This window comes from Cupriavidus malaysiensis (assembly GCF_001854325.1).
In the GTDB taxonomy this organism is placed as follows: domain Bacteria; phylum Pseudomonadota; class Gammaproteobacteria; order Burkholderiales; family Burkholderiaceae; genus Cupriavidus; species Cupriavidus malaysiensis.
Window position 1 is genome coordinate 3,502,675 of sequence record NZ_CP017754.1, and the last position, 25,401, is coordinate 3,528,075.

The following is a 25,401-nucleotide window of genomic DNA, read 5'->3' on the forward strand; positions in this document are numbered from 1 at the left end:
GCAGTCATCGCGGCAGCTCCACGTGCGGACGGCTCGCGGGCAGCAGGCCCTGCGGTCGCCACATCATCATCAGCACCATCACCAGGCCGAAGATCAGCATGCGGTATTCGGCGAAACCTCGCGCCACCTCGGGCAACGCGGTCAGCAGGATGGCCGCCAGGATCACGCCCAGCTGCGAACCCATGCCGCCCAGCACCACCACGGCCAGGATCAGCGCCGATTCGATGAAGGTGAAGGACTCGGGATTGACCAGGCCCTGGCGCGCGGCGAAGAAGGCGCCGGCGATGCCGGCGAAGGACGCGCCCAGCGTGAAGGCCGACAGCTTGATGCGGGTCGGGTTCAGGCCCAGCGAGCGGCAGGCGATCTCGTCCTCGCGCAGCGCTTCCCAGGCGCGGCCCATCGGCATGCGGATCAGGCGGCTGGTGACGAACAGCGTGAAGCCCACCAGCAGCAGCGCGAGCAGGTAGAGGAAGATCACCATGTGCTGGCCGTTGTAGTCCCAGCCCAGCAGCTCGTGGAAAGTGCGCGCGCCCTCGACGCTGGCGCTGCGCGCCATCTCGATGCCGAACACCGTGGGCTTGGGAATGCCCGAGACGCCGTCCGGGCCGCCGGTCAGGCTGGTCAGGTTGTTGAGCAGCAGGCGGATGATCTCGCCGAAGCCCAGCGTCACGATGGCCAGGTAGTCACCGCGCAGGCGCAGCACCGGGAAGCCCAGCAGGAAGCCGAAGGTGGCCGACATCATGGCGGCGATCGGCAGGCACTCCCAGAAGCCGAGGCCGAAGTACTGGTTCAGCAGCGCATAGGTGTAGCCTCCCACGGCGTAGAAGCCGACGTAGCCGAGGTCGAGCAGGCCGGCGAAGCCCACCACGATGTTCAGGCCCAGGCCCAGGATCACGTAGATCAGCGCCAGCGTGGCGACGTCGACGGCCCCGCGCGAGCCGAAGAACGGCCACACCAGGCCGACCGCGAGCAGCACCCAGATGGCCACGCGCTGCTGGCGCGCGCCGAGCGCAGGCACGGCCGGCAGCCGCACCGCACCGCGCGCGCGGTCGAGCATCGGCTTGCACAGCTGGAACAGGAAGACCGCGATCACGGCGATCCATACCGGCCGCCAGTGCGATTCCAGCACCACCTTGTAGCCGTCGAGCTTGAGCTGCAGGCCGAGCACGGGGATGGTCAGGATGGCGGTCATCACGGCGGCGACGACCGCGTTCTTCAGTGTCGCGCCGGCGGGCGCGGCCGGCGCCAGGCCGGCAGGCGTAGCAATGGCTTGTGTCATGTCGTCCTCACACCTTTTCCACGTCCGGCTTGCCGAGCAGGCCGGTGGGGCGGAACAGCAGCACCAGCACCAGCAGGCCGAAGGCCACGACGTCCTTGTATTCCGCCGGCATGTAGCCGGAGGCGAAGGTCTCGGCCAGGCCCAGCAGCACACCGCCCAGCATGGCGCCGGGGATGCTGCCGATGCCGCCCAGCACCGCGGCGGTGAAGGCCTTGATGCCGGCGATGAAGCCGATGAAGGGATTGAGCTTGCCGATGGTCAGGCCGATCAGCACGCCGCCGACCGCCGCCAGCATGGCACCCAGCACGAAGGTGAAGGAGATCACCTTGTTGGTGTCGATGCCCAGCAGGTTGGCCATGCGCATGTCCTCGGCGCAGGCGCGGCAGGCGCGGCCCATGCGCGAGCGGCCGATGAACAGCGTCAGCGCGATCATCAGCGCCAGCGTCACGCAGACGATCAGCAGGCGCGCGTAGGGGATGGTCACGGTGAAGTCACCGCCCATCTGGAACTCGATGGCGCCCGAGATCAGCACGGGCACCGAGACATCGCGTGCGCCCTGCCCGATCTGCACATAGTTCTGCAGGAAGATGGACATGCCGATGGCGGAGATCAGCGGCACCAGGCGCGGTCCGCCGCGCAGCGGCCGGTAGGCCACGCGCTCGACCGCGAAGCCGTACAGGCCGGTGACCAGCACCGAGACCAGCAAGGCCGCGCCCAGCACCAGCGGCAGCGGATAGCCCGCCTGCACGCCGATCGCGGTCAGGGTGACGAGACCCACGTAGGCACCGATCATGTAGATCTCGCCGTGGGCGAAGTTGATCATGCCGATGATGCCGTAGACCATCGTGTAGCCGATGGCGATCAAGGCGTAGATCGCACCCAGCGTCAGGCCGTTGACCAGTTGCTGGGTGAACTGTGGAAGGAATTCATTCATGCGGGAAGCCTCGCAGCAGGAAGCCCGATACCAAAACGCCCCGCTCGACAGGCGAGGAGCGGGGCGTGTCGGAAAAGCGCCGGATCAGTTGGCGGCGGTCTTGGTGGCGTCCTTGTGCCAGGTGAAGACCACGAACTTGAAGGACTTCAGGTCGCCCTGGGCGTCGTAGTCGACCTTGCCGATCGGGGTCTGGAAGGCGCTCTTGTGGATGTACGCCGCGACCTTGGTCGGATCGGTGGTCTTGGCGCCGGCGATGGCGTCGGCGATGATCTTGACGCCGGCGTAGGCAGGCATCTGGAACGGGCCGTTGGCGTCGCGCTTCTTGTCCGCGAAGGCCTTGACCAGGCCGGCGTTGGCCGGATCGGCGGAGAAGTCGGCCGGCAGCGTCACCAGCATGCCTTCGGAGGCCGGGCCGGCGATCGCCGTCACGTCCTTGTTGCCCACGCCCTCGGGACCCATGAAGGTGGCCTTGACGCCTTGCTCGCGCGCCTGGCGCATCAGCAGGCCCATCTCGGGGTGGTAGCCGCCGAAGTAGACGAAGTCCACGCCCTGCGACTTCAGCTTGGTGATGACGGCCGAGTAGTCGGAATCGCCGGCGTTGATGCCTTCGAAGACGGCGACGGGGATCTTGGCTGCTTCCAGGTCCTTCTTCACCGAGGAGGCGATGCCCTGGCCGTACGACTGCTTGTCATGCAGCACGGCGACCTTCTTCGGCTTGACCTTGGCGATGATGTACTGGGCGGCAGCCGGGCCCTGCTGGTCGTCACGGCCGATGGTGCGGAAGACGAACTTGCGCTTCTTGCCCTCGGTCAGCTGCGGCGCGGTGGCCGACGGCGTGACCATCACGATGCCTTCGTTCTCGTAGATGTCCGAGGCGGGAATGGTCGAGCCGGAGCAGACGTGGCCGATCACGTACTTGATGCCCTGGCTGACGATCTTGTTGGCCACCGCCACGGCCTGCTTCGGTTCGCAGGCATCGTCCATCAGCACGGCTTCCAGCTTGTTGCCGCCGGCGCCGCCGGCAGCATTGATCTGCTCGATCGCGGTCAGCGCGCCGGCCTTCACCATGTCGCCGTACTGGGCGACCGAACCGCTCATCGGGCCGGCAATGGCGACCTTGACGGTTTCGGCATGGGCGGCGGCGGCGCCGAAAGCGAGCAGTGCGCTGGCCAGGGAGATGGAGGTAAGACGGGACAACATCATCAGGAGCTCCTCGATTATGTATTGGTCAAACGGGCAAGAAGCGGCTTGACGTGCGCAATCGAACAACACCCGCGGGAAGGACCCCGGAACGCGGAAGACGGGCCTGCTTGGAGTTTCGCTTGCGGGGCCCGGCATGTGTCAGCCCCCGCCTGGGCGGAGACCTTGGTTCGGAAAGACAACGTTTGATGCGTTCTCTATTGCGCAAGCGAATCGCCTGCCCCGCTTGCCGCACCGCAGTCCGGAAGGGTGGCCCGGCTGCCGTCGGCAAAGCAGCCCGCATTATAGGGTCAAAATTCCCGCCTCAAGGGGAATTTGCACAACATCTGATGAATACCCTTAGGGAAATGCGGCACAAATCGTCGCAAAAAGACGGATTCACCACATTCCACGCAATATTTTCTCGCGCCGCAACATCGCGCTTTTCCGCCACGCACGCGCCTGCTGCGCCATCGACCGCCGGAACTGCTGCATTGCATCGCCCCGCCCTTCCCCGGCGGCGCCCAGAAAGAAAAAACGCCCCGCGGAAACGGGGCGTTTCGTGTGCCCGGGACTGCCGGCGCAGTGACCGGCAGACCGGAGGCGGCGCCGGATCAGCGCTTGTTCAGGTCCGGCACGTCGCGGGAGGCGGCGCCGTTGAACAGCTGGCGCGGACGGCCGATCTTGTATTCCGGATCGGTGATCATCTCTTCCCACTGCGAGATCCAGCCCGGAGTGCGGGCCAGCGCGAAGATGCAGGTGAACAGCGAGGTCGGGATGCCCAGCGCGCGCTGCACGATGCCCGAGTAGAAGTCGACGTTCGGGTAGAGCTTGCGGCTGACGAAGTATTCGTCTTCCAGCGCGATCTTTTCCAGCTCCATCGCCAGCTTGAACAGCGGGTCGTTGTGCAGGCCCAGCTCTTCCAGCACTTCGTGGCAGGTCTCGCGCATCAGCTTGGCGCGCGGGTCGTAGTTCTTGTACACGCGGTGGCCGAAGCCCATCAGGCGCACGCCCGAGTTCTTGTCCTTGACCTGCTTGATGAACTCGCCGATGTTGTCGACGCTGCCGATCTCTTCCAGCATCTTCAGCGCGGCTTCGTTGGCGCCGCCGTGGGCCGGGCCCCACAGGCAGGCCACGCCGGCGGCGATGGCGGCGAACGGGTTGGTGCCCGACGAGCCGGCCAGGCGCACGGTCGAGGTCGAAGCGTTCTGCTCGTGGTCGGCGTGCAGGATGAAGATGCGGTCCAGCGCGCGCTCCAGCACCGGGTTCACCTTGTACGGCGCGCACGGCGTGGCGAACATCATCTGCATGAAGTTGCCCGAGTAGGACAGGTCGTTCTGCGGGTAGATGTACGGCTGGCCGATGTTGTACTTGTAGGCCATCGCGACCAGGGTCGGCATCTTGGCGATCAGGCGGATCGCGGAGATTTCGCGCTGGTGCGGGTCATCGATGTCCATGGCGTCGTGGTAGAACGCGCTCATGGCACCCACCAGGCCGGTCAGCACGGCCATCGGGTGGGCATCGCGGCGGAAACCGCGCAGGAAGAACTGCATCTGCTCGTGAACCATGGTGTGGTTCATCACCGCGTTGACGAACTCTTCCTTCTGCTTGGCGTTGGGCAGTTCGCCCTTCAGCAGCAGGTAGCAGGTCTCGAGGTGGTCGCACTTCTGCGCCAGCTGCTCGATCGGGTAGCCGCGGTACAGCAGTTCGCCCTTGTCGCCGTCGATGTAGGTGATCTTCGAATTGCACGAAGCCGTCGACATGAAACCGGGGTCGTAGGTGAACTTCCCGGTCTGGCCGTACAGTTTGCGAATATCGATCACGTCCGGGCCTACGGTACCCTTGTAGATCGGCAGCTCGACGCTGGGGGAACCATCGGAAAACGATAGCGTGGCTTTCACATCGGACGGCGTCATGTCGGTTCCTTCAAATGCTATAGATAAAGATGTGGACCATACTCAGACCGTGCGCAGCAGGTCGAGGACCCGTTGCACCGGCGGCGTGGCGAGTTCACCGTCAAGCTCCTTGCGGGCAAGGAGCAAGTCCATCAACTCGTTGTCGCTGAGATCGAACAGCGCGCTCAGCGAAGCCACGTCCGCATCGGACAGGCTCTCCTCGTAACGGTTGAAGAATCGTTCGACGATGATGTCGTTCTCCAGGAGGCCGCGGCGGGCACGCCAGCGCAGACGGGCGCGCTTGAGCGGATCGGCCTGATGGGAGAATGAGGTGGATTGACTTTCAGTCATGATTTCCTGCTTCCGGCGCGCCGGCCCGGTATAGCCGACCGGGCTGGCGCGCCGCTTACTGCCTGGCCGTTGAGGCCGTCAGACCGTGCGGCGGACCATCAGCTCCTTGATCTTGCCGATGGCCTTGGTCGGGTTCAGACCCTTCGGGCACACATCCACACAGTTCATGATGGTGTGGCAACGGAACAGGCGGTACGGGTCGTTCAGGTTGTCCAGACGCTCGTTGGTGGCCTGGTCGCGGCTGTCGGCGATGAAACGGTAGGCCTGCAGCAGGCCGGCCGGACCGACGAACTTGTCCGGGTTCCACCAGAACGAGGGGCAGGACGTCGAGCAGCTGGCGCACAGGATGCACTCATACAGGCCATCCAGCTCGTCACGCTCCTCCGGCGACTGCAGGCGCTCCTTCTCGGGCGGCGGCTCGTCGTTGATCAGGTAGGGCTTGATCGAGTTGTACTGCTTGAAGAACTGCGTCATGTCGACGATCAGGTCGCGCACCACCGGCAGGCCGGGCAGCGGACGCAGCACGATGCGCTCGGGCAGCTCGCGCATGTTCGTCAGGCAGGCCAGGCCGTTCTTGCCGTTGATGTTCATCGCGTCCGAACCGCACACGCCTTCGCGGCAGGAGCGGCGGAAGGCGATCGACTCATCGAGCTTCTTCAGCTTGAGCAGCGCGTCGAGCAGCATGCGCTCGTGGCCGTCCAGCTCGATCTCGTAGGTCTGCATGCGCGGCGCCGCGTCCTTGTCCGGATCGTAGCGGTAGACTTCGAAAATACGCTTCATTTCTGTGGGTCCTGTTGTCTCTACGAGGCGGGCTTAGAACGTACGGGCCTTGGGCGGAACGCTTTCCACCGTCAGCGGCTTCATCGTCACCGGCTTGTAGTCGAGGCGGTTGCCCTCGCTGTAGAACAGCGTGTGCTTGAGCCAGTTCTCGTCGTCGCGGTTCGGGAAGTCGCTGTGCGCGTGAGCGCCGCGCGATTCCTTGCGGGCCGCCGCAGAGATCATCGTGGCCTTGGCCACTTCCGTCAGGTTGGCCACTTCCAGCGCTTCGACCAGCGCGGTGTTGAACACCTTGGACTTGTCCTTCAGGTGGATGTTGTCCGCGCGCTCTGCCACCTCGAGGATGCGCTCGACGCCCTCGTCCATCAGCTTCTGGGTACGGAACACGCCGGCATGCGACTGCATGTTCTTGCGGATGTCGTTGGCGACGTCCTGCGTGTACTCGCCCTTCGACGAAGCCTGCAGCCTGGCCAGGCGTTCCATCGCCCGGTCGGCGGCGTCGGCCGGCAGCGGCTTGTGTTCCTTGCTGTCGTTGACGTGCTTGACGATGTGGTTGCCGGCGGAACGGCCGAACACCACCAGGTCCAGCAGCGAGTTCGTGCCCAGGCGGTTGGCGCCGTGCACCGACACGCAGGAGCATTCGCCGATCGCGTAGAAGCCGTTGACCACCTCGTTCGGGCTGCCGTTCTTCGGCACCACCACCTGACCGTGGTAGTTGGTCGGAATGCCACCCATCTGGTAGTGGATGGTCGGCACCACCGGAATCGGTTCCTTGATCGCGTCGACGTTGGCGAACTTCATGCCGATCTCGCGAATCGACGGCAGGCGCTTCATGATGGTCTCGGCGCCGACGTGGGTCAGGTCGAGCAGCACGTAGTCGCCGTTCGGGCCGCAGCCACGGCCTTCCTTGATTTCCTGGTCCATCGAGCGCGAGACGAAGTCGCGCGGCGCCAGGTCCTTCAGCGTCGGCGCGTAGCGCTCCATGAAGCGCTCGCCGTCCTTGTTGCGCAGGATGCCGCCTTCGCCGCGCACGCCTTCGGTGATCAGCACGCCCGCGCCGGCCACGCCGGTCGGGTGGAACTGCCAGAACTCCATGTCTTCCAGCGGGATGCCGGCGCGCGCCGCCATGCCCAGGCCGTCACCCGTGTTGATGAAGGCGTTGGTGGAAGCAGCGTAGATGCGGCCGGCACCGCCGGTGGCGAACAGCGTGGTCTTGGCTTCGAGGATGTAGACCTCGCCGGTTTCCATTTCCAGCGCGGTCACGCCCAGCACGTCGCCGTCCTGGTCGCGGATCAGGTCCAGCGCCATCCACTCGACGAAGAAGTGCGTCTTGGCACGAACATTGCGCTGGTACAGCGTGTGCAGCAGCGCGTGGCCGGTACGGTCGGCCGCGGCGCAGGCGCGCTGCACCGGCTTCTCGCCGTAGTTGGAGGTGTGCCCGCCGAAGGGACGCTGGTAGATGGTGCCGTCGGCATTGCGGTCGAACGGCATGCCGAAGTGTTCGAGCTCGTACACCACGTTCGGTGCCTCGCGGCACATGAACTCGATGGCGTCCTGGTCGCCCAGCCAGTCCGAACCCTTGATGGTGTCGTAGAAGTGGTAGTGCCAGTTGTCTTCGCTCATGTTGCCGAGCGAGGCACCGATACCACCCTGCGCCGCCACGGTGTGCGAGCGGGTGGGGAACACCTTCGACAGCACGGCCACGTTCAGGCCGGCTTCCGCGAGCTGGAGGGATGCGCGCATCCCGGAGCCGCCCGCCCCGACGATAACCACGTCAAAGCGGCGACGCGGCAATCCAGTCTTGACTGCGACCATTTATTACACCCTCCAGAGAATCTGAGCAGCGTAGCCCGCACAACCGACGAGCCACAGAATGGTAAGAACTTGCAGCACGAGGCGCACGGCCATCGGCTTCACATAGTCCATCCAGATATCGCGCACGCCGATCCAGGCGTGATACAGCAGCGACAGGATGGTCAGGAACGTCAGGATCTTCATCCACTGGTTGGCGAAGAGCCCCGCCCACGCTTCATAGGAAGCGCCGTTCGAGAGCAGGAAGGCAATGGCCAGCACGACCGTGAAGACCACCATCACACAGGCGGTCACGCGTTGCGCCAGCCAATCCTTGATACCGTAGTGCGCGCCGACGACCAGGCGCTTGGGACCGATATTATTGTTAGCCACCTTGACTCTCCTCAAAACACGCCGAACAGCTTCAGGCCGAAAATCGCGGTGAGCAGCAGGCTGACGATCAGGACGGCGACGGCGGACTTGGCGGAGGCCGGCTTGGTGACGCCGACGTGGACATCGAGCAGCAGGAAGCGGATACCGGCGCAGAAGTGATGCAGGTAGCCCCAGATCAGGGCCAGCAACACCAGCTTGACGAAGCCGTTGGAAAGCAGGGAAGTGAACTTGGCGAAGCTGAGTTCGGAAGTGACGCTCTGTTCGAACAGATACAGGATGAACGGCAGCAGCAGGAACATCATGGCACCGCTCGCGCGATGCAGGATGGATACCTTGCCGGCCCAGGGCAACCGATATCGCGCAAGCTGCGCGACATGGATGTTCCGGAATTCCGGCCTGGCTTGTTTGACGGCTTCAGCCATGCGAGACCCCATTAGCGGTAAACAAAAAACAAGAATTTCCTGTGCATCCGGAGCCTGAATGCAAATGGATGCACCGGGTGCAAATCCTGATGATTTTAGCGCCTTTGTTGCGCGCCGCACCAATAATTTTCAGCTATCGGGCACCAGGCTGGCGTACCCGACAACTGCCCACTACCCGTCCGGAACCGCTTTGGTGCAACCATTGCTTCCATCCAAGGCAACAGCCTGTCCGGCTATCGCACAATTCACAACAATCGGCACGCGGACGCGCGCCGCCCAAGGATCAACTCAAATCGTTCTGATAATAGTGGCGCGTCGTGACATACAGACCGCGCCGGACTTCGACAGGCCGATCCCCATAGGTGAACGAGACCCGCTCCACCGACAGCAGCGGCGAGCCCTCGGGCACCGAGAGCAGCGCGGCGGCGGTCGAATCGGCCGACACCGCACGAATCTTTTCGGAGGCACGGATCATCCGCGTGCCGAACTCCGCCTCGAACAGGGCATACATCGGCCCCTTCCACTCAGTCAGCTTCTCGGCCGTCAGGCCTTTGAAGTTGGTGCCGAGCAGCCAGATCTCGTCGAGCACAGTGGCCTCGCCCGAGAAGAACAGCACGCGGCGGATCTGCACCACGCTGTCGCCGGTGCGGATGTCCAGCAGGCGCGCGATCTCGGCAGGCGCCCGCAGGCGCTTGCATTCCAGCACGTGACTGGCACCGTAATGCGGCTCGCCCTCGTCCGGCACCAGCCGCAGGAAGCGGAACTTGACCCCGTCCTCATGATGGGTGGTGACGAAGGTGCCCTTGCCCTGGCGGCGCGCCACCAGGTTCTCGCCCGCCAGCTCGTCGATGGCCTTGCGTACCGTACCCTGGCTGACCTTGTAGCGCGACGCCAGCTCCATCTCGCTCGGGATCATCTCGCCCGGCTTCCACTCGCCGGACTGCAGGCTCTTCATGATCAGGGCCTTGATCTGCTGGTAGAGCGGACTGAAGGTGGGCGAGGGAGCGGGGGCGGGAGGCGCGGCCGACACGGCGGGCGCGACCGGGCCAGCGGCGGGCGCGGACGGCTGCGCTCCGGCGCCGGGCGCAGCAGCACCGGGATCGGAAGCTCCGCTGGGCGGAACACCGGCGAAGGTCGAGGGCAGCGATGACATAGCCGGATTTCACCACAAAAAGCCGAAGCGCGTCCAGCCCAACATCAAATGTCTTATGTCTTATATAAGACATATGAATTGACTTTGCAAGGGGGGCGGCCTACACTCCGCCTGCCTCGAGCAGCCACGCAGGCAGCCACGCCACGTGCCATGTGGAGCCTGGACCGCGATGTTGCTATGGATGTGGCATGCCGCTTCGCAGTAGACTTACGCCTTGTCGCATCGCCATGACCCGTCGCGGCACCAGCCCATCCGGCCGCCGCGCTGCGCCCCGCGCAGGCGGTGCAGACGGACTGCCGCCTGCCGCCGTGGCGACAACCCGCAGCGGTGCGATGCCCGCGTCCGTGCGGCGCGACACCGACCGGTTTCCCCCTTTTCTCGTTTGGAGATTTACTCATGGCTAAAGCCCCAATGCGCGTCGCAGTCACCGGCGCCGCTGGCCAGATCGGCTACTCCCTGCTGTTCCGCATCGCCAACGGCGACATGCTGGGCAAAGACCAGCCGGTCATCCTCCAACTGCTCGACCTCCCGCAAGCCCAGGCCGCCGTCAAGGGCGTGGTGATGGAACTGGAAGACTGCGCGTTCCCGCTGCTGGCCGGCGTGGTGATCACCGATGATCCCAAGGTCGCCTTCAAGGACGCCGACGTGGCCCTGCTGGTGGGCGCCCGCCCCCGCAGCAAGGGCATGGAACGCAAGGACCTGCTGGAAGCCAACGCCCAGATCTTCACGGTGCAGGGCAAGGCGCTGAACGACGTCGCCAGCCGCAACGTCAAGGTCCTGGTGGTCGGCAACCCCGCCAACACCAATGCCTACATCGCCATGAAGTCGGCGCCGGACCTGCCGCGCGAGAACTTCACCGCGATGCTGCGCCTGGATCACAACCGCGCCCTGTCGCAGATCGCCGCCAAGACCGGCAAGCCGGTCGCATCGATCGAGAAGCTGTTCGTGTGGGGCAACCACAGCCCGACCATGTACGCCGACTACCGCTATGCGACCGTCGACGGCCAGAGCGTCAAGGACCTGATCAACGACCCGGTGTGGAACAACGACGTATTCCTGCCGACCGTCGGCAAGCGCGGTGCCGCCATCATCGAGGCGCGCGGCCTGTCGTCGGCCGCTTCGGCAGCCAACGCCGCCATCGACCACGTGCGCGACTGGGTGCTGGGCACCAACGGCAAGGTCGTCACCATGGGCATCCCGTCGAACGGTGAATACGGCATCCCGCAGGACGTGATGTTCGGCTACCCGGTCACCACGGCCAACGGCAAGTACGAGATCGTCAAGGGTCTCGAGATCGACGCGTACAGCCAGGAAAAGATCAACATCACGCTGAAGGAGCTCGAAGAAGAGCGCGCCGGCGTGCAGCACCTGCTGGGCTGATCCCGCACCTTCCCGCAAGGCGCCATGACAGGCCGGAGCCCCGCAACGATTCTCGGATCGGCGCGGGCTCCGGCCTGTTTGCTTTGGCCCTGCCCCATCCATCCCGATTGAATAGAACCCTCAACGTGCATCCCTCCGAGATCTTGTTCCAGGGCGAGACCATGCCGGTCCAGTTGCCCGTGTGCGACCACTACGCCGGCAGCGAGAAGCTGATGCTCAAGTCGCTCGCCCTGCAACAAGAGCTTGGGCCGGTCTTCGACCTCACCTTCGACTGCGAAGACGGCGCTGCGGTAGGCCAGGAGCGCGAACACGCCCAGCTTTGCGCGCGCCTGGTCAACAGCCCGCTCAATATCCATAACCGGGTCGGCGTGCGCGTGCACGCGCCCTCCCATCCCTCGTGGCGCAGCGATGTCGAGATCCTGGTCGGCGCAGCCGGGGCACGACTGGCCTACGTGGTGGTGCCCAAGGCCACCGACGTGGTGGAAATCGCCCGTGTGACCGACCATGTGAACCAGGTAGCGCGCTCGGCAGGCATTGCCCGTCACATTCCCATCCATGCGCTGGTGGAAACCCATGCCGCCCTGGAGCAGGTGTTCGAGATCGCCTCACTGGTGCAGGTCGAGTGCCTCAGCTTCGGCCTGATGGACTTCGTCTCGGCCCACCACGGCGCCATTCCCGGCGAGGCGATGCGCTCGCCGCAGCAGTTCGAACACCCGCTGGTCCGCCGCGCCATGCTGGAAATCTCGGCGGCCTGCCACCGGCACGGCAAGGTGCCCTCGCACAACGTCAGCACCGACGTGCGCCACCCGGAGCGCGCCGGCGAGGACGCCCGGCGCGCGCGCGGAGAGTTCGGCTACCTGCGCAAGTGGAGCATCCACCCGAGCCAGGTGGAGCCGATCGTCGCGGCCTTCCGCCCGGAGCGCCAGGAAATCGGCGCCGCCAGCGAGATCCTGCTGGCCGCCTACGACAACAGCTGGGCGCCGATCCGCCACCAGGACCAGTTGCACGACCGTGCCAGCTACCGCTACTACTGGTCGCTGCTGCAGCGCGCGCACGCCACCGGAGCCGACCTGCCCGAACGCGTCCAGGAGCTGTTCTTCGCCTGATCCCGGGCTCGGGCCCGGCGGCTGGCGACTTCCCGCGATCCCTCAAGAAGACTCAAAGAACCAGGAGACACCGATGGCCAAAGCCAAGGCGGCAGCACCGACCAGCGCGGCGAACGAACCTGCCAGCCCCGACTCCGCACCCGCCGGCGTCACGGCGGCCCCGGCCGGGCCGAAGCCCAAGAAGTCCGTGGCCCTGTCCGGCGTGACCGCCGGCAACACCGCGCTGTGCACGGTCGGCCGCAGCGGCAACGACCTGCACTACCGCGGCTACGACATCCTCGACATCGCCGACGCCTGCGAATTCGAGGAGATCGCCCACCTGCTGGTGCACGGCAAGCTGCCCACCAAGGCCGAGCTGCGCGCCTACAAGACCAAGCTCAAGGCCCTGCGCGGCCTGCCCGCCAACGTCAAGGCCGCCCTCGAATGGGTGCCCGCCAGCGCCCACCCGATGGACGTGATGCGCACCGGCGTGTCCGTGCTCGGCACCGTGCTGCCCGAGAAGGACGACCACAACACCCCCGACGCGCGCGACATCGCCGACCGCCTGATGGCCAGCCTCGGCTCGATGCTGCTGTACTGGTACCACTACAGCCACAACGGCCGCCGCATCGAGGTCGAGACCGACGACGACTCCATCGGCGCCCACTTCCTGCACCTGCTGCACGGCGAGAAGCCCTCGGCCCTGTGGGAGCGCGCCATGCACACCTCGCTGATCCTGTACGCGGAGCACGAGTTCAACGCCTCGACCTTCACCGGCCGCGTCATCGCCGGCACCGGCTCGGACATGTACTCGTCGATCTGCGGCGCCATCGGCGCGCTGCGCGGCCCGAAGCACGGCGGCGCCAACGAAGTGGCCTTCGAGATCCAGAAGCGCTACGACACCCCCGACGAGGCCCAGGCCGACATCACGCGCCGCGTGGAGAACAAGGAAGTGGTGATCGGCTTCGGCCACCCGGTGTACACCATCGGCGACCCGCGCAACAAGGTCATCAAGGAAGTCGCGCGCAATCTGTCCAAGGACGCCGGCTCGATGAAGATGTTCGACATCGCCGAGCGCCTGGAGACCGTGATGTGGGACATCAAGAAGATGTTCCCCAACCTGGACTGGTTCAGCGCCGTCAGCTACCACATGATGGGCGTGCCCACCGCCATGTTCACCCCGCTGTTCGTCATCGCGCGCACCTCGGGCTGGGCCGCGCACATCATCGAGCAGCGCATCGATAACAAGATCATCCGCCCCAGCGCCAACTACACCGGGCCGGATAACCTCAAGTTCGTGCCGATCGGCAAACGAAAGTGATCTATGGATATCATCACAGGCGGGAACGCCACCCGGCGGGGGGGATAATGTAACCAATGGCAGCGCCCCTACGCCCGCCGTCGCAAATCGTAGAGAATAGCGGCGGAACGGCACCGGGCCGCCCCATGGCGGGCCAGGGCCCGCCTTACCGAAGATCTTATTGCCCCGAAAGGAAACGTCTGATGAAACACCTCCTGATCGCCGCCTGCCTTGGCGCCCTCACCGTGACCGCCGCCGGCACCGCCGTGGCCCAGGAACCCGCCAAGAAGGCTGCGGCCAAGAAGGCGCCGGCCAAGAAGAAGGCCTCCAAGAAGGGCGCCACGGCCGCCGCGCCGGTGCCGCCCAAGGGCGAGAAGTGGAGCTGCGAACTGGGCAACAGCCTCTATGTCGACGGCAACATGCTGCGCGACGAGGTCCTGACCCTGAACTGGCAAGGCAAGGAATACAAGCTGCCGCGCCAGACCACCGTGACCGGCGCCGACCGCTACTATGATTCCCACTCGGGCCTCGACCTGGTCGTGATCCCGAGCAAGGCGATGCTGTTCGACCGCAAGGAAGGCCATCGCCTGGCCGACGAATGCCAGACCGTGGCCATGCAGGGCGGTGCCGCCGCGCCGACCCAGGCCGGCGCGCTGCGCGCCCCGGTGGCCACCCCGCTGCTGGTCGCGCCCGCCCAGCAGCCGGCACAGCCGCAGGATGCTGCACAGCAACAGAACGCACAGCCGCACCAGTAAGCCAGGCAGCAAGCCCGCCGGGCGGCCAGCCCGGCAAGCCAGACCCGCCGCAGACAGGCAGGAGCGCCGAGGGAACCCCATGTCCACAGCCATCTCCCATGTCCGTCCCGATACCGACCAGGTCATCGTCGACATCGTCGACTATGTGACGCGGTACCAGATCAAGAGCGCCCTGGCCTACGACACGGCCCGCAACTGCCTGATCGACACCTTGGGCTGCGGGCTGGAGGCGCTCTCCTACCCCGCCTGCACCAAGCTGCTCGGGCCTGTCGTGCCCGGCACGGTGGTGCCAAACGGCGCCAAGGTGCCCGGCACCCAATTCCAGCTCGACCCCGTCCAGGCCGCCTTCAACATCGGCGCCATGGTGCGCTGGCTGGACTTCAACGACACCTGGCTGGCCGCCGAATGGGGCCACCCCTCCGACAACCTCGGCGCCATCCTGGCCACCGCCGACTGGCTGTCGCGCAACCACGTCGCCGCCGGGCGCAAACCCCTGCTGATGAAGGATGTGCTGGCGGCCATGATCAAGGCGCACGAGATCCAGGGCTGCCTGGCGCTCGAGAATGCCTTCAACCGGGTCGGCCTGGACCACGTGGTGCTGGTCAAGGTGGCCTCCACCGCGGTCGCGGCCCGTCTGCTGGGCCTGTCGCACGACGAGATCGCCAACGCGGTGTCGCTGGCCTGGGTCGACGGCCAGCCGCTGCGCACCTACCGCCACGCCCCCAACACCGGCAGCCGCAAGAGCTGGGCCGCCGGCGACGCCACCAGCCGGGCCGTGCGGCTGGCACTGATCGCCCGCACCGGCGAGATGGGTTATCCCTCGGTGCTGAGCGCCAGGACCTGGGGCTTCTACGACGTGCTGTATCGCGGCCAGCCCTTCCGCTTCCAGCGCCCCTATGGCAGCTACGTGATGGAGAACGTGCTGTTCAAGGTGGCCTTCCCGGCCGAATTCCACGCGCAGACGGCCGCCGAGGCCGCCATGGCGCTGCACCGGCAACTGGCTGCGGCAGGCCGTAGCGCGGCCGACATCCGCCGCGTCACCATCCGCACCCACGAGGCCTGCCTGCGCATCATCGACAAGCATGGCCCGCTGGCCAACCCGGCCGATCGCGACCACTGCATCCAGTACATGGTGGCGGTGCCGCTGCTGCGCGGCCGGCTGACGGCCGCCGACTACGAGGACGAGGCCGCCGCCGACCCGCGTATCGACGCGCTGCGGGAGAAGATCGCCTGTGTCGAGGACCCGGCCTTCACCGCCGACTACCACGATCCCGACAAACGCTCGATCGCCAACGGCCTGACGGTCGAGCTGGACGACGGCACGGTACTGCCCGAGGTGGTGGTCGAATACCCGCTCGGGCACAAGCGCCGCCGCGCCGAGGGCATCCCCCTGCTGGTCGGGAAGTTCCGCGCCAACCTGGCGCGCCGCTTCCCGCCGCGCCAGCAGCAGGCCATCCTGGACGTCTCGCTGGACCAGGCGCGCCTGGAAGCGATGCCGGTCCACGAATACGTCGACCTGTACGTGATCTGAGCCGGCCCTTGCCGCACGACACGGGTTGCCCTGCGCCACGGGCCGGAGCTAAAGTTGAGCATTGCAGCCGGCGGCACTTTCCGCCGCCGGCGACCGGGGGCTGCAGCGCGTGCCGCCCCTCCCGCGATGCGGGCTCGGGCCCCGCCCCGGCACCGGGCCGGCACCGCGAAAAGAAGAAGTCAGCATCCATCTCAGTCCGCCCGCATCACCCTTCGATTGGAGTAAGGCAATGCCCCACAACCTCGACAAGACTCTGAAAGAATTCAAGATCGGCCCCTCGGCCAAAGGCAAGTTCTACTCCCTGCCCCAGCTCGGCAAGGAACTCGGCGTAGCCATCGAGCGGCTGCCGGTATCGATCCGCCTCGTGCTCGAATCCGTGCTGCGCAATTGCGACGGCAAGAAGGTGACCGAGGAACACGTCAGGCAGCTGGCCGGCTGGCAGCCCAATGCCGAGCGCGTCGACGAGATCCCTTTCGTGGTGGCCCGCGTGGTGCTGCAGGACTTCACCGGCGTGCCGCTGCTGGCCGACCTGGCCGCCATGCGCAACGTGGCCGAGAGCATGGGCAAGGATCCCAAGAAGATCGAGCCACTGGTGCCGGTGGACCTGGTGGTCGACCACTCCGTGCAGGTCGACCACTATGGCGAGAAGAAGGCGCTGGACCTGAACATGCAGCTGGAATTCAAGCGCAACAACGAGCGCTACCAGTTCATGAAGTGGGGCATGCAGGCCTTCGACACCTTCGGCGTGGTGCAGCCAGGCTTCGGCATCGTGCACCAGGTCAACCTCGAATACCTGGCACGCGGCGTCCACAAGAAGGACGGTGTCTACTATCCTGACACCCTGGTCGGCACCGACAGCCACACCACCATGATCAACGGCATCGGCGTGGTCGGCTGGGGCGTCGGCGGCATCGAGGCCGAAGCCGGCATGCTCGGCCAGCCGGTCTACTTCCTGACCCCGGACGTGGTCGGCGTCGAGCTCAAGGGCCGCCTGCGCGAAGGCGTGACGGCCACCGACCTGGTGCTGACCATCACCGAGATGCTGCGCCGCGAGAAAGTGGTCGGCAAGTTCGTCGAGTTCTTCGGCGAAGGCACCGCCAGCCTGTCGGTGCCGGACCGCGCCACCATCGGCAACATGGCGCCCGAGTACGGCGCCACCATGGGCTTCTTCCCGGTCGACGAAAAGACCATCGACTACTTCCAGGGCACCGGCCGCACCGACAAGGAGATCGCCGCCTTCGAGGGCTACTTCCGCGCCCAGGAACTGTTCGGCGTGCCGCGCGCCGGCGAGATCGACTACACCAAGACGCTGACGCTGGACCTGGGCTCGGTGGCGCCGTCGCTGGCCGGCCCGAAGCGCCCGCAGGACCGCATCGAGATCGGCGATGTCAAGTCGACCTTCGCCTCGCTGTTCGCCAAGCCGGTGGCCGAGAACGGCTTCAACAAGGACGTCGCGGAACTGGACAAGCCCTACCAGACCGCCGACGGCATCGAGATCAAGAACGGTGACGTGCTGATCGCCGCCATCACCTCCTGCACCAACACCTCCAACCCGAGCGTGCTGCTGGCGGCCGGCCTGCTGGCCAAGAAGGCGGTCGAGGCAGGCCTGACCGTGGCCAAGCACATCAAGACCTCGCTGGCCCCCGGAAGCCGCGTGGTGACCGAATACCTGAAGGCGGCCGGCCTGCTGCCCTACCTGGAAAAGCTGGGCTTCGACGTAGCCGCCTATGGCTGCACCACCTGCATCGGCAACGCCGGCGACCTGACGCCGGAGATCAACGAGGCCATCGTCAAGAACGACCTGGTGGCCGCCGCCGTGCTGTCCGGCAACCGCAACTTCGAGGCGCGCATCCACCCGAACATCCGCGCCAACTTCCTGGCCTCGCCGCCGCTGGTGGTGGCCTACGCCATCGCCGGCACCATGACGCGCGACCTGATGACCGAGCCGGTCGGCCAGGGCAAGGGCGGGCGCGACATCTACCTGGGCGACATCTGGCCAAGCTCGGAAGAGATCCACGCGCTGATGAAGTTCGCGATGAATTCGGACGTGTTCAAGAAGAACTACGCCCAGGTCAACAAGCCGAGCAAGCTGTGGGCGGACATCACCGGCACCAGCGGCCAGGTCTACGACTGGCCGACCTCCACCTACATCGCCGAACCGCCCTTCTTCCAGGACTTCAGCATGGAGCCGGCCCAGAGCGTCAGCAACGTGCGCGGCGCGCGCGCGCTGGGCATCTTCGGCGACTCGGTCACCACCGACCACATCTCGCCGGCAGGCTCGATCAAGGACACCTCGCCGGCCGGCAAGTACCTGCAGGAACACGGCGTGCTGAAGGCCGACTTCAACAGCTATGGCTCGCGCCGCGGCAACCATGAGGTGATGATGCGCGGCACCTTCGCCAACGTGCGCATCAAGAACCTGATGATCCCGCCCAAGGCCGACGGCTCGCGCGTGGAAGGCGGCCTGACGCTCCACCAGCCGGACGGCGAGCAGATGTCGATCTACGACGCGGCCATGCGGTACATCGCCGCGGGCACGCCGACCGTGGTCTTCGGCGGCGAGGAATACGGCACCGGCTCGTCGCGCGACTGGGCGGCCAAGGGCACCCAGCTGCTCGGCGTCAAGGCGGTGATCGCGCGCAGCTTCGAGCGCATCCACCGCTCCAACCTGGTCGGCATGGGCGTGCTGCCGCTGCAGTTCAAGGGCAACGACAGCGCGCAGTCGCTCGGCCTCACCGGCACCGAGACCTTCGACATCGAAGGCATCGAGGGCGAGCTGAAGCCGCAGCAGGACGTGACCTTGGTGATCCACCGCGCCGACGGCGAGGCGCAGCGCGTGCCGGTGCTGCTGCGCATCGACACCCCGATCGAGGTGGATTACTACAACCACGGCGGCATCCTGCCCTTCGTGCTGCGCCAGCTGCTGGCCGCCTGAGGCCGGACGCCGGCCCCCCCCCCCGCGGGTGCCGGCCCTGGCCGCCGTGCCGGGCCGCCAGCGAGCGCCCCGGCCCCGTGCGCCGCCGGCCCGGTGCCGCAGGCGGCGCACGGCTTTCCGGCCCGGTCGGCGCCGCGCCGGGAGCCGGCAACAGCCGGCCCGCCGGACCGGCCATGTAAGTTCCACGCAAGGCGGCGCTGCCAGACTGTCTCCTACACCTACAACAAGGCCAGGGCCGGCGCCGCCGGCCGCCAGGCAGGCGGGCCCGCGGCCCGCCACCCACCAGGAGACACCATGGTCAAGATCCTCATCGCTTTCGTGCTGGTCGCCGGCGGCGCACTCTACCTGCTGACGCGCAGCGGCGGCGACATCGCCATCGCCGGTGAGCAGCACAGCGTGGAATCGCACGCCCCCGCCGCGCCGGCCGGGAAATAGGACGCCAGGGGGCGCAATCCCCGCGTACGGCCCCTGCCGTGGCCGCGTTTTCCATGGCTGCGAGTAGAATACCGTTTTACCGAATCACGGATGGTTTCTACATATGGCAGGTTTTCGCTCCAAGGCTTCCCCTCGTCTTTCACCCGACGCCGAGCGACTGGTGGCGGACGCGCTCGCCCTCGATGCCTCGGGCAGCCGCATGGAAGACGGGTACTGGGAGCGGAGGCTCTCGCAACGGCTCGGCCGGCTGCTGAAGAACGGCAGCCAGTCGGCGCTGGACGCGGCACTCGAACACCTGTTCAAGCACAATCCGGACGCCTCCGACGTGCTGGCCGAGCAGGCCGAGACGCTGGCCGAATCGGCCACCGTGGAGCTCGACGGGGTGCGCTACGATGCGCTGCTGATCGCCGCGCCCATCCTGGCCCATACCCGCTACGCCATTCCCTCGGGCGCGCTCAAGCCCGACCTGGTGCAGACGCTCACCGTGCACCTGCAGGCCCACGTGCTGGCCGCGCAGACCAAGGTGGCGCTGTCGCCCTATCTGTACAGCATCGACCAGCTGCCGCGCACCCATAGCGACACCTTCGCGCTGACGCACAAGCTGCTGTCGGCCGCGCTGGCCGGCAACGCGCCCAAGGTCGACCTGCGCGACCTGCCCGAGACCGCCCCCATCCTGGCCGACCCGCGCTACCTGCTGGCCGTGGTGGTGGCACCGCACGAAGGCCCGCTGTTCCGCTGGCAGGAAGACGCCAAGGAACACCATGCCGAGCGCTCGATCTGCCTGGAGCATTGGCGCACCCAGGTACAGCCTTCTGTGGCCCTGCTGCTGCCCGGCTGCGAGTTCGAGCTGCTGCTGCCCGACGCCTTCTTCCTGTCCTGCCGCGAGTCGGACAAGAGCATCCGTCCGCTGACGGTGCGCGCGGCCGTCAACTACCTGTGCGGCACGCTGGACGTGCCGGCCGGCCAGTTGGCGGCGGTGCTGGCCGCCTTCGGCGAGGACGAGGTCGAGGAATACCGCGTGGGCTTCACCATGCGCGGCGAGAAAGACGTCATCTACGGCATCGTCTGGCCGGTCTACGGCCGCGAGGCGGGCGAGATCGACAGCGAGGAGAAAGGCGGTCCGGTCGAGCAGATCTGCGAGGAATTGCGCAACGCCGGCGTGGAAGACATCTTCCGCCATGCCGCACTGTTCGACCCCGAGTACTGCGAGGACTGCGGCACGCCGCTGTATGCCGACCGCACGGGCGAGATCGTCCACGCCGAACTGCCGGAAGACGCGCCCACGCAACAGCCGCTGTTCCACTGAGCCGGAGCGCGTCCGCGCTCCCGCCCCCGCCGACGGCCCGCCTTGCGCGGGCCGTTTGCCTTGGTGCCCCCCCGCCGCGCGGCGCTCAGCCGGCCGCCTCGCTGACGCAGCGCCAGAGCGCATGGCCGGAGGCGCCGTACTTGCGCTCGAACGGCGTCATGGCCTCGGCCGGCTGCCAGGGTTCGATCCGTGCCGGCCGCCCGGCCAGGGCCAGCGCCCGCGCGAACTCTTCCACGTAGATCTGCCAGTTGCTGCGGCACTCCAGGTAGGCGCCGCAGGCGGCCAGCGCGGGGAACACGGCGTGCCCCTGCCAGCGCCGGCCCAGATGGCCGATCTTGGGCCAGGGGTTCGGATACAGCACGTAGTGGCGGGCCACCGCCACCTGCAGGTCCTGCAGCAGGCGCCACACGTCCACCAGGTCGGCGCGGGCCCAGACGAAGTTTCCGGGCCGCTCCCCCTCCCACCAGTCCTTGCCGGCGGCCAGGCGCTTTTCCGACTGGTCCACGCCGATGACGAAATGGTCGGGCCAGGCCTGCGCCAGCCGCAACGTGCTCTCGCCCACGCCGCAGCCGGCGTCCAGGATCAGCGGCGCACCGCCGGCCTGCTGCCAGCGCGCCAGCGCCGCCTCCAGCGCATTGCGGCTGGCCTCGCCGACGGGCTTGCGGAAGGGCTCCGCCAGGTGGCGCGCCACGCGCGCGTCGAGGTGATCGTGGATGCCCGTCTGGGCCGAGGCGATGGTGCGGGAGTTGGCGAACATGGCCGCGATTCTACCGGGCCCGCAGCGAACGTCGGCGGAGCCCGCCGGGCGCGCCGCTGCGGTGCCGCACCCGGCCGGCCGCGCACCGATGTCTTTTTGCCGGCACAATGCGGTCTGTCCGATCGAGAAACCGCCCGCCGGCGGCGCCACCGCGCGCCTGCGCGGGCTTGTACGAGGAGAGCATCCGATGACCGCCAGCCACCGCAACCCTCCCGCCCTGCCTGCCGCGCCGCGCTCGCCGCGGCGCCGGCGCCTGCTGCAGGCCGGCGCCGCGCTGGCGCTGGGGCCCGCCGCCCAGGCCATGCGCCCCGCCGCCGCCGCCGATCCCGACACCCTGCGCATCGGCCTGGCAGCCGACGTGACGTCGATGGACCCGCAGTGGAACAACGCCGGCCCGAACAACGCCATCGCCCTGCACATCTTCGAGTCGCTCGTGTTCATGGACAAGAACGCGCGCTATATCCCGGGACTGGCGCTGTCCTGGAAGCCGGTCAATGCCATCACCTGGGAAATCAAGCTGCGCCCCAACGTGAAGTGGCATGACGGCGCCCCCTTCACCAGCGAGGACGTCAAGGCGTCGCTGGAGCGCCCCGAAAAGCTCGTCAACAGCCCGGGCTCCTTCACCAGCTACACCAAGCCGATCGCGCGCATCGACACGCCCGACGCGCACACCGTGCGGCTGACCATGAGCGTGCCCAACTACGCCAACCTGGCCAATGACCTGAACAGCGTGCCGATCCTGCCGAAGAAGGTGGCGGCCACGCTCACCCAGGCCGAGTTCGACTCGGGCAAGGTCATGATCGGCACCGGCCCGTTCAAGTTCGTCCGCTTCGCGCGCGGGCAGGAGATCGTGATGGAGCGCAATCCCGACTACTGGGGCCCCAGGCCCGAGTGGGAGCGCGCGGTCTTCCGCATCCTGACCGACAATGGCGCCCGCACCGCCGCCCTGCTGGCCGGCGACGTCGACGTGATCGAGAGCGTGCCCTCGGCCGACGTGGCCAAGCTCAAGCAGAACCCCAAGTTCAAGATCGAGCAGCAGGTGTCCTGGCGCACCCTCTTCTGGCAGATGGACCAGGCGCGCGACAACCCGCCCTTCGTCACCGACAAGGCCGGCAAGCCGCTGGGCAAGAACCCGTTCAAGGATGCGCGCGTGCGCGCCGCCATCAGCAAGGCGCTCAACCGCGACGCCATCGTCAGCCGCATCATGGAAGGGCTGGCGGTGCCGGCCTCGTCCATCGTCTCGCCGCAGATCTTCGGCCACCCGGGCACCAGGCCCGACGCCTACGACCCGGAAGGCGCCAAGAAGCTGCTGGCCGCCGCCGGCTACCCCGACGGTTTCGGCCTGACCCTGCACGCCACCAACAACCGCTACCTGAACGACGCGGCGGTGGCGCAGGCCACCGCCGGCATGCTGACGCGCATCGGCATCCAGACCAAGGTGGAGACGATGCCGGTGGCCGCCTACTTCACGCGCGCGCGCCAGGGAGAGTTCGCCTTCGAGATGCTGGGCTGGGGCTCGGCGGCGGCCGATGTGGCGCTACGCTCCATCCTGGGCACACCCAACCCCAAGACCGGCTACGGCACCTGGAACTGGGGCAAGTACAGCAACCCGCAGCTCGACCAGCTGATCGAGAAATCGCTGACCACGGTCAGCAGCGACAAGGCTCGCGAAGAGAACGCCCGCGCGGCGGCCCGCTTCGCGCTGGCCGACCACGGCATCATCCCGTCGCACAGCCAGCTGGCGATGTGGGCGATGCGCAAGGGCGTGCGCTACGAAGCGCGCACGGACGAGTGGTCGCTCGCCCAGTTCTTCCACAAGGAATAGTTGGCGGCCCAGGCCGGTGCGGCGGGGATCGCGCCGCGCCGGCTCGCGCCCCTCTCCCGCCTGCGGGAGAGGGAGTCAAGACGCCATGCTTAACCAGCGGCGTCGGCGCTTCCTGCCGCTCAGATCCGCAGCCGCTCTTCCTGCCGTGCGTTGGCCGCGCGCAGTTTGGCCACCCAGTCGCGCGCCGGCAGCCGCGTGGTGGTTTCCACCACCTTGGCGCGCGCCTCCAGCACCTCCCAGGACACGTCGATCACGGGGCCGTTGAAGGCCAGTGCGATGACATTGCCGTCGTGCACCTCGGGGAAGACCAGCACGCGGTTGTCGAAGGCATCGCAGATGCGCACGATGTTCTTCGGGAAACTGTCATGGTCGCCGAACAGGTTGATGGTCATCACGCCGGGGGCCTTCAGCACGCGCCGGCAGGCGCGGTAGAAGGCGGTGGTGTCGAGCACGGGCCCGCGGGCGGTGGCGTCGTACAGGTCCACCTGCAGCGCGTCGACGCTGCCGGTGTGCGCGGCATCCATCACGTAGTCCCAGGCATCCTGCTCCAGCACGCGCAGCCGCGTGTCGTCCTCGCGCAGGCCGAACATGCTGCGCCCGGCGACGATGACCGCGGGATTCAGCTCGACCGCGGTGACGCGGGCGCGGCTGAACTGGCGGTGATTGAACTTGGTCAGCGCCGCCGCGCCGAGGCCGAGCTGGGCCACGTGGAAGTCGGGCGCGGACGGCGACAGGAACAGCAGCCAAGCCATCATCTGCTGCGCGTACTCCAGCTCGATGGCATCCGGCTTGCGCAGGCGCATGGCGCCCTGCACCCACTCGGTGCCGAAATGCAGGTAGCGCACGCCGTCCATTTCCGAGAACGTGACCGGGGCGAAGCGCGGCGTCATCCGCTTCTCGTCGCCCTGGGCGCCGCGGCGCGCGGGCTTGTCCTCGCGCGGCTCGGCGTCCGGGCCATCGCCTTGCGCCATACGGCGTTGCGCGCGTGCGCCCCGGGCTGGACGGCGGGAGGCCTCGGCCTCGATGGATTTGCGTTTGAGCAGAGTCATGGAATACGGATTCGATGGTGCTGGCCCGTATCGGCGGGCCGGTTGGAAATCAGGGAACGTGCCGCGGCGCCGCGGTGCCTCAGCGGGAGAAGGCCCGGCGCTCAGGGCCTGACCTGCGCCGAGCGGGCGCGCTCCAGCCACTCGCGATTGTGCTCGCGCGCATGGCGCGGCCAATGGCGGGCGTCGTGCACGATGTCGGCGTACAAGGTGCGCGCCCGCTCGCGGTCGGCGGCGTCCGGCTGCTGCGCCAGCCAGTCCGCGAACAGGCAGCGCGCTGCCGCATCGCTGGCGCAGGTGAGCGCCGCCTCGAAGGCGGCACGCGTGCCCGCCGCGCCCTGCGCGGCCAGCGCGCGCGCATAGAGCAGTGCCGGATCGGCCTGCTGGCGCAGCAATGGATTGGCGGCAAACAGACGCTCCAGTGTGGCCACTGCGCCGGCGCTGTCCTGCGTGGCGAACTGCGCCTGGGCCAGCCCGAGCAGCAGTGCCGGATCGCTGGCGAAGGGGCCGCTGGCGGCCTCCTGGTAGTGCTGCAGCGCTTCCTGCGGCTGGCCCGCCTCCAGCAGGGCGGCCGCCAACCGCATGCGGTGGGCCACCGTGGGCGCGCGGTCGAAATCGCTGCGCGCTTCCCGCACCGCGCGGTTCGGGTCGACCAGGTTGGTCAGCGCGCGCGTGGCGACGCGCGCGCCGCGCGACTGGCGCAGCGCCGGCAGGTAGATGGCGAAGAAGTACACCACGCTGCCGAACAGCGGGAAGGCGAACAGGATCAGCAACCAGTACATGTTCTGCTGCGTGCGCACCGCGTGGACGGCGAAATAGATGGCGACGATGACGTGGAGGCTGATTCCCAGGTATGGCATTGCGCAAGAGGA

Annotated in this window: 22 protein-coding genes; 9 read left to right on the plus strand and 13 right to left on the minus strand. The window is 67.1% G+C overall.

The features are described from left to right. Nucleotides 1–4: 4 nt before the first annotated feature. From BKK80_RS15855 to BKK80_RS15900, 10 genes are all read right to left on the minus strand, one after another. Nucleotides 5–1,279 (minus strand): high-affinity branched-chain amino acid ABC transporter permease LivM, encoded by a 1,275-nt coding sequence (locus tag BKK80_RS15855; RefSeq protein WP_071014382.1) that lies wholly within the window; start codon nt 1,277–1,279, stop codon nt 5–7. Between the two features lie 7 nt (nt 1,280–1,286). Next, on the minus strand, nt 1,287–2,213 hold the full coding sequence (livH, locus tag BKK80_RS15860) for a high-affinity branched-chain amino acid ABC transporter permease LivH (protein ID WP_071014384.1): 927 nt from the start codon (nt 2,211–2,213) through the stop codon (nt 1,287–1,289). Between the two features lie 84 nt (nt 2,214–2,297). Next, a complete protein-coding gene (locus BKK80_RS15865) occupies nt 2,298–3,416 on the minus strand; it encodes a branched-chain amino acid ABC transporter substrate-binding protein (protein WP_071014387.1) in 1,119 nt (372 codons plus the stop codon). 590 nt (nt 3,417–4,006) lie between these two features. Continuing rightward, nucleotides 4,007–5,308 carry a citrate synthase gene (gene gltA / locus BKK80_RS15870; RefSeq protein ID WP_071014389.1) on the minus strand — a complete coding sequence of 434 codons (1,302 nt, stop codon included), beginning with the start codon at nt 5,306–5,308 and terminating at the stop codon, nt 4,007–4,009. 42 nt (nt 5,309–5,350) lie between these two features. Beyond that, the gene (locus BKK80_RS15875; RefSeq protein WP_071014392.1) at nt 5,351–5,638 is read right to left on the minus strand and encodes an FAD assembly factor SdhE; all 288 of its coding nucleotides are present in this window, start codon (nt 5,636–5,638) and stop codon (nt 5,351–5,353) included. Nucleotides 5,639–5,716: 78 nt separating this feature from the next. Next, on the minus strand, nt 5,717–6,418 hold the full coding sequence (locus BKK80_RS15880) for a succinate dehydrogenase iron-sulfur subunit (RefSeq protein WP_071014395.1): 702 nt from the start codon (nt 6,416–6,418) through the stop codon (nt 5,717–5,719). 33 nt (nt 6,419–6,451) lie between these two features. Then, entirely contained in the window at nt 6,452–8,230 is a 1,779-nt protein-coding gene (sdhA, locus tag BKK80_RS15885; RefSeq protein WP_071014397.1) for a succinate dehydrogenase flavoprotein subunit, read from the minus strand. A 3-nt stretch (nt 8,231–8,233) separates the two neighbouring features. Further along, nucleotides 8,234–8,599 (minus strand): succinate dehydrogenase, hydrophobic membrane anchor protein, encoded by a 366-nt coding sequence (gene sdhD, locus BKK80_RS15890; RefSeq protein ID WP_071014400.1) that lies wholly within the window; start codon nt 8,597–8,599, stop codon nt 8,234–8,236. 11 nt (nt 8,600–8,610) lie between these two features. After that, entirely contained in the window at nt 8,611–9,021 is a 411-nt protein-coding gene (gene sdhC, locus BKK80_RS15895) for a succinate dehydrogenase, cytochrome b556 subunit (protein WP_071016506.1), read from the minus strand. Nucleotides 9,022–9,304: 283 nt separating this feature from the next. Then, nucleotides 9,305–10,174, minus strand: a complete 870-nt coding sequence (locus BKK80_RS15900) for a GntR family transcriptional regulator (RefSeq protein WP_071014403.1) — start codon at nt 10,172–10,174, stop codon at nt 9,305–9,307. A 396-nt stretch (nt 10,175–10,570) separates the two neighbouring features. On the opposite strand from BKK80_RS15900, the gene BKK80_RS15905 reads away from it, so the two are divergent. The 8 genes from BKK80_RS15905 (at nt 10,571) to BKK80_RS15935 (ending at nt 20,901) form a co-directional block, all read left to right on the plus strand. Next, entirely contained in the window at nt 10,571–11,554 is a 984-nt protein-coding gene (locus tag BKK80_RS15905) for a malate dehydrogenase (RefSeq protein WP_071070175.1), read from the plus strand. Nucleotides 11,555–11,679: 125 nt separating this feature from the next. Next, the gene (locus BKK80_RS15910) at nt 11,680–12,660 is read left to right on the plus strand and encodes an HpcH/HpaI aldolase/citrate lyase family protein (protein ID WP_071014408.1); all 981 of its coding nucleotides are present in this window, start codon (nt 11,680–11,682) and stop codon (nt 12,658–12,660) included. Nucleotides 12,661–12,733: 73 nt separating this feature from the next. Beyond that, a complete protein-coding gene (prpC, locus tag BKK80_RS15915; RefSeq protein WP_084084761.1) occupies nt 12,734–13,960 on the plus strand; it encodes a bifunctional 2-methylcitrate synthase/citrate synthase in 1,227 nt (408 codons plus the stop codon). A gap of 182 nt (nt 13,961–14,142) precedes the next feature. After that, nucleotides 14,143–14,694 carry a hypothetical protein gene (locus tag BKK80_RS15920; protein ID WP_071014411.1) on the plus strand — a complete coding sequence of 184 codons (552 nt, stop codon included), beginning with the start codon at nt 14,143–14,145 and terminating at the stop codon, nt 14,692–14,694. A gap of 79 nt (nt 14,695–14,773) precedes the next feature. Next, nucleotides 14,774–16,225: a bifunctional 2-methylcitrate dehydratase/aconitate hydratase gene (locus BKK80_RS15925; RefSeq protein ID WP_071038117.1), complete on the plus strand. Its 1,452-nt coding sequence runs from the start codon at nt 14,774–14,776 to the stop codon at nt 16,223–16,225. Nucleotides 16,226–16,454: 229 nt separating this feature from the next. Further along, nucleotides 16,455–19,160 (plus strand): aconitate hydratase AcnA, encoded by a 2,706-nt coding sequence (gene acnA / locus BKK80_RS15930; protein ID WP_071070177.1) that lies wholly within the window; start codon nt 16,455–16,457, stop codon nt 19,158–19,160. Between the two features lie 294 nt (nt 19,161–19,454). Beyond that, complete coding sequence (locus BKK80_RS37095; RefSeq protein WP_167366678.1) at nt 19,455–19,595, plus strand: hypothetical protein; 141 nt, start codon at nt 19,455–19,457, stop codon at nt 19,593–19,595. 103 nt (nt 19,596–19,698) lie between these two features. Next, nucleotides 19,699–20,901 carry a DUF2863 family protein gene (locus BKK80_RS15935; protein ID WP_071014419.1) on the plus strand — a complete coding sequence of 401 codons (1,203 nt, stop codon included), beginning with the start codon at nt 19,699–19,701 and terminating at the stop codon, nt 20,899–20,901. 85 nt (nt 20,902–20,986) lie between these two features. Here BKK80_RS15935 and trmB read toward each other — a convergent pair whose 3' ends face one another. Further along, nucleotides 20,987–21,658: a tRNA (guanine(46)-N(7))-methyltransferase TrmB gene (trmB, locus tag BKK80_RS15940; protein ID WP_197523928.1), complete on the minus strand. Its 672-nt coding sequence runs from the start codon at nt 21,656–21,658 to the stop codon at nt 20,987–20,989. 187 nt (nt 21,659–21,845) lie between these two features. Between trmB and BKK80_RS15945 the strand changes: the two genes are divergently transcribed. Then, nucleotides 21,846–23,483 carry an ABC transporter substrate-binding protein gene (locus BKK80_RS15945; protein WP_071014421.1) on the plus strand — a complete coding sequence of 546 codons (1,638 nt, stop codon included), beginning with the start codon at nt 21,846–21,848 and terminating at the stop codon, nt 23,481–23,483. A 119-nt stretch (nt 23,484–23,602) separates the two neighbouring features. Here the strand turns inward: BKK80_RS15945 and BKK80_RS15950 are convergent, their stop codons facing one another. Both BKK80_RS15950 and BKK80_RS15955 read right to left on the minus strand, forming a co-directional pair. Then, on the minus strand, nt 23,603–24,532 hold the full coding sequence (locus BKK80_RS15950) for a class I SAM-dependent methyltransferase (protein ID WP_071014424.1): 930 nt from the start codon (nt 24,530–24,532) through the stop codon (nt 23,603–23,605). 101 nt (nt 24,533–24,633) lie between these two features. Then, nucleotides 24,634–25,389, minus strand: a complete 756-nt coding sequence (locus BKK80_RS15955) for a tetratricopeptide repeat protein (RefSeq protein ID WP_071014427.1) — start codon at nt 25,387–25,389, stop codon at nt 24,634–24,636. Between the last annotated feature and the right edge of the window lie 12 nt (nt 25,390–25,401).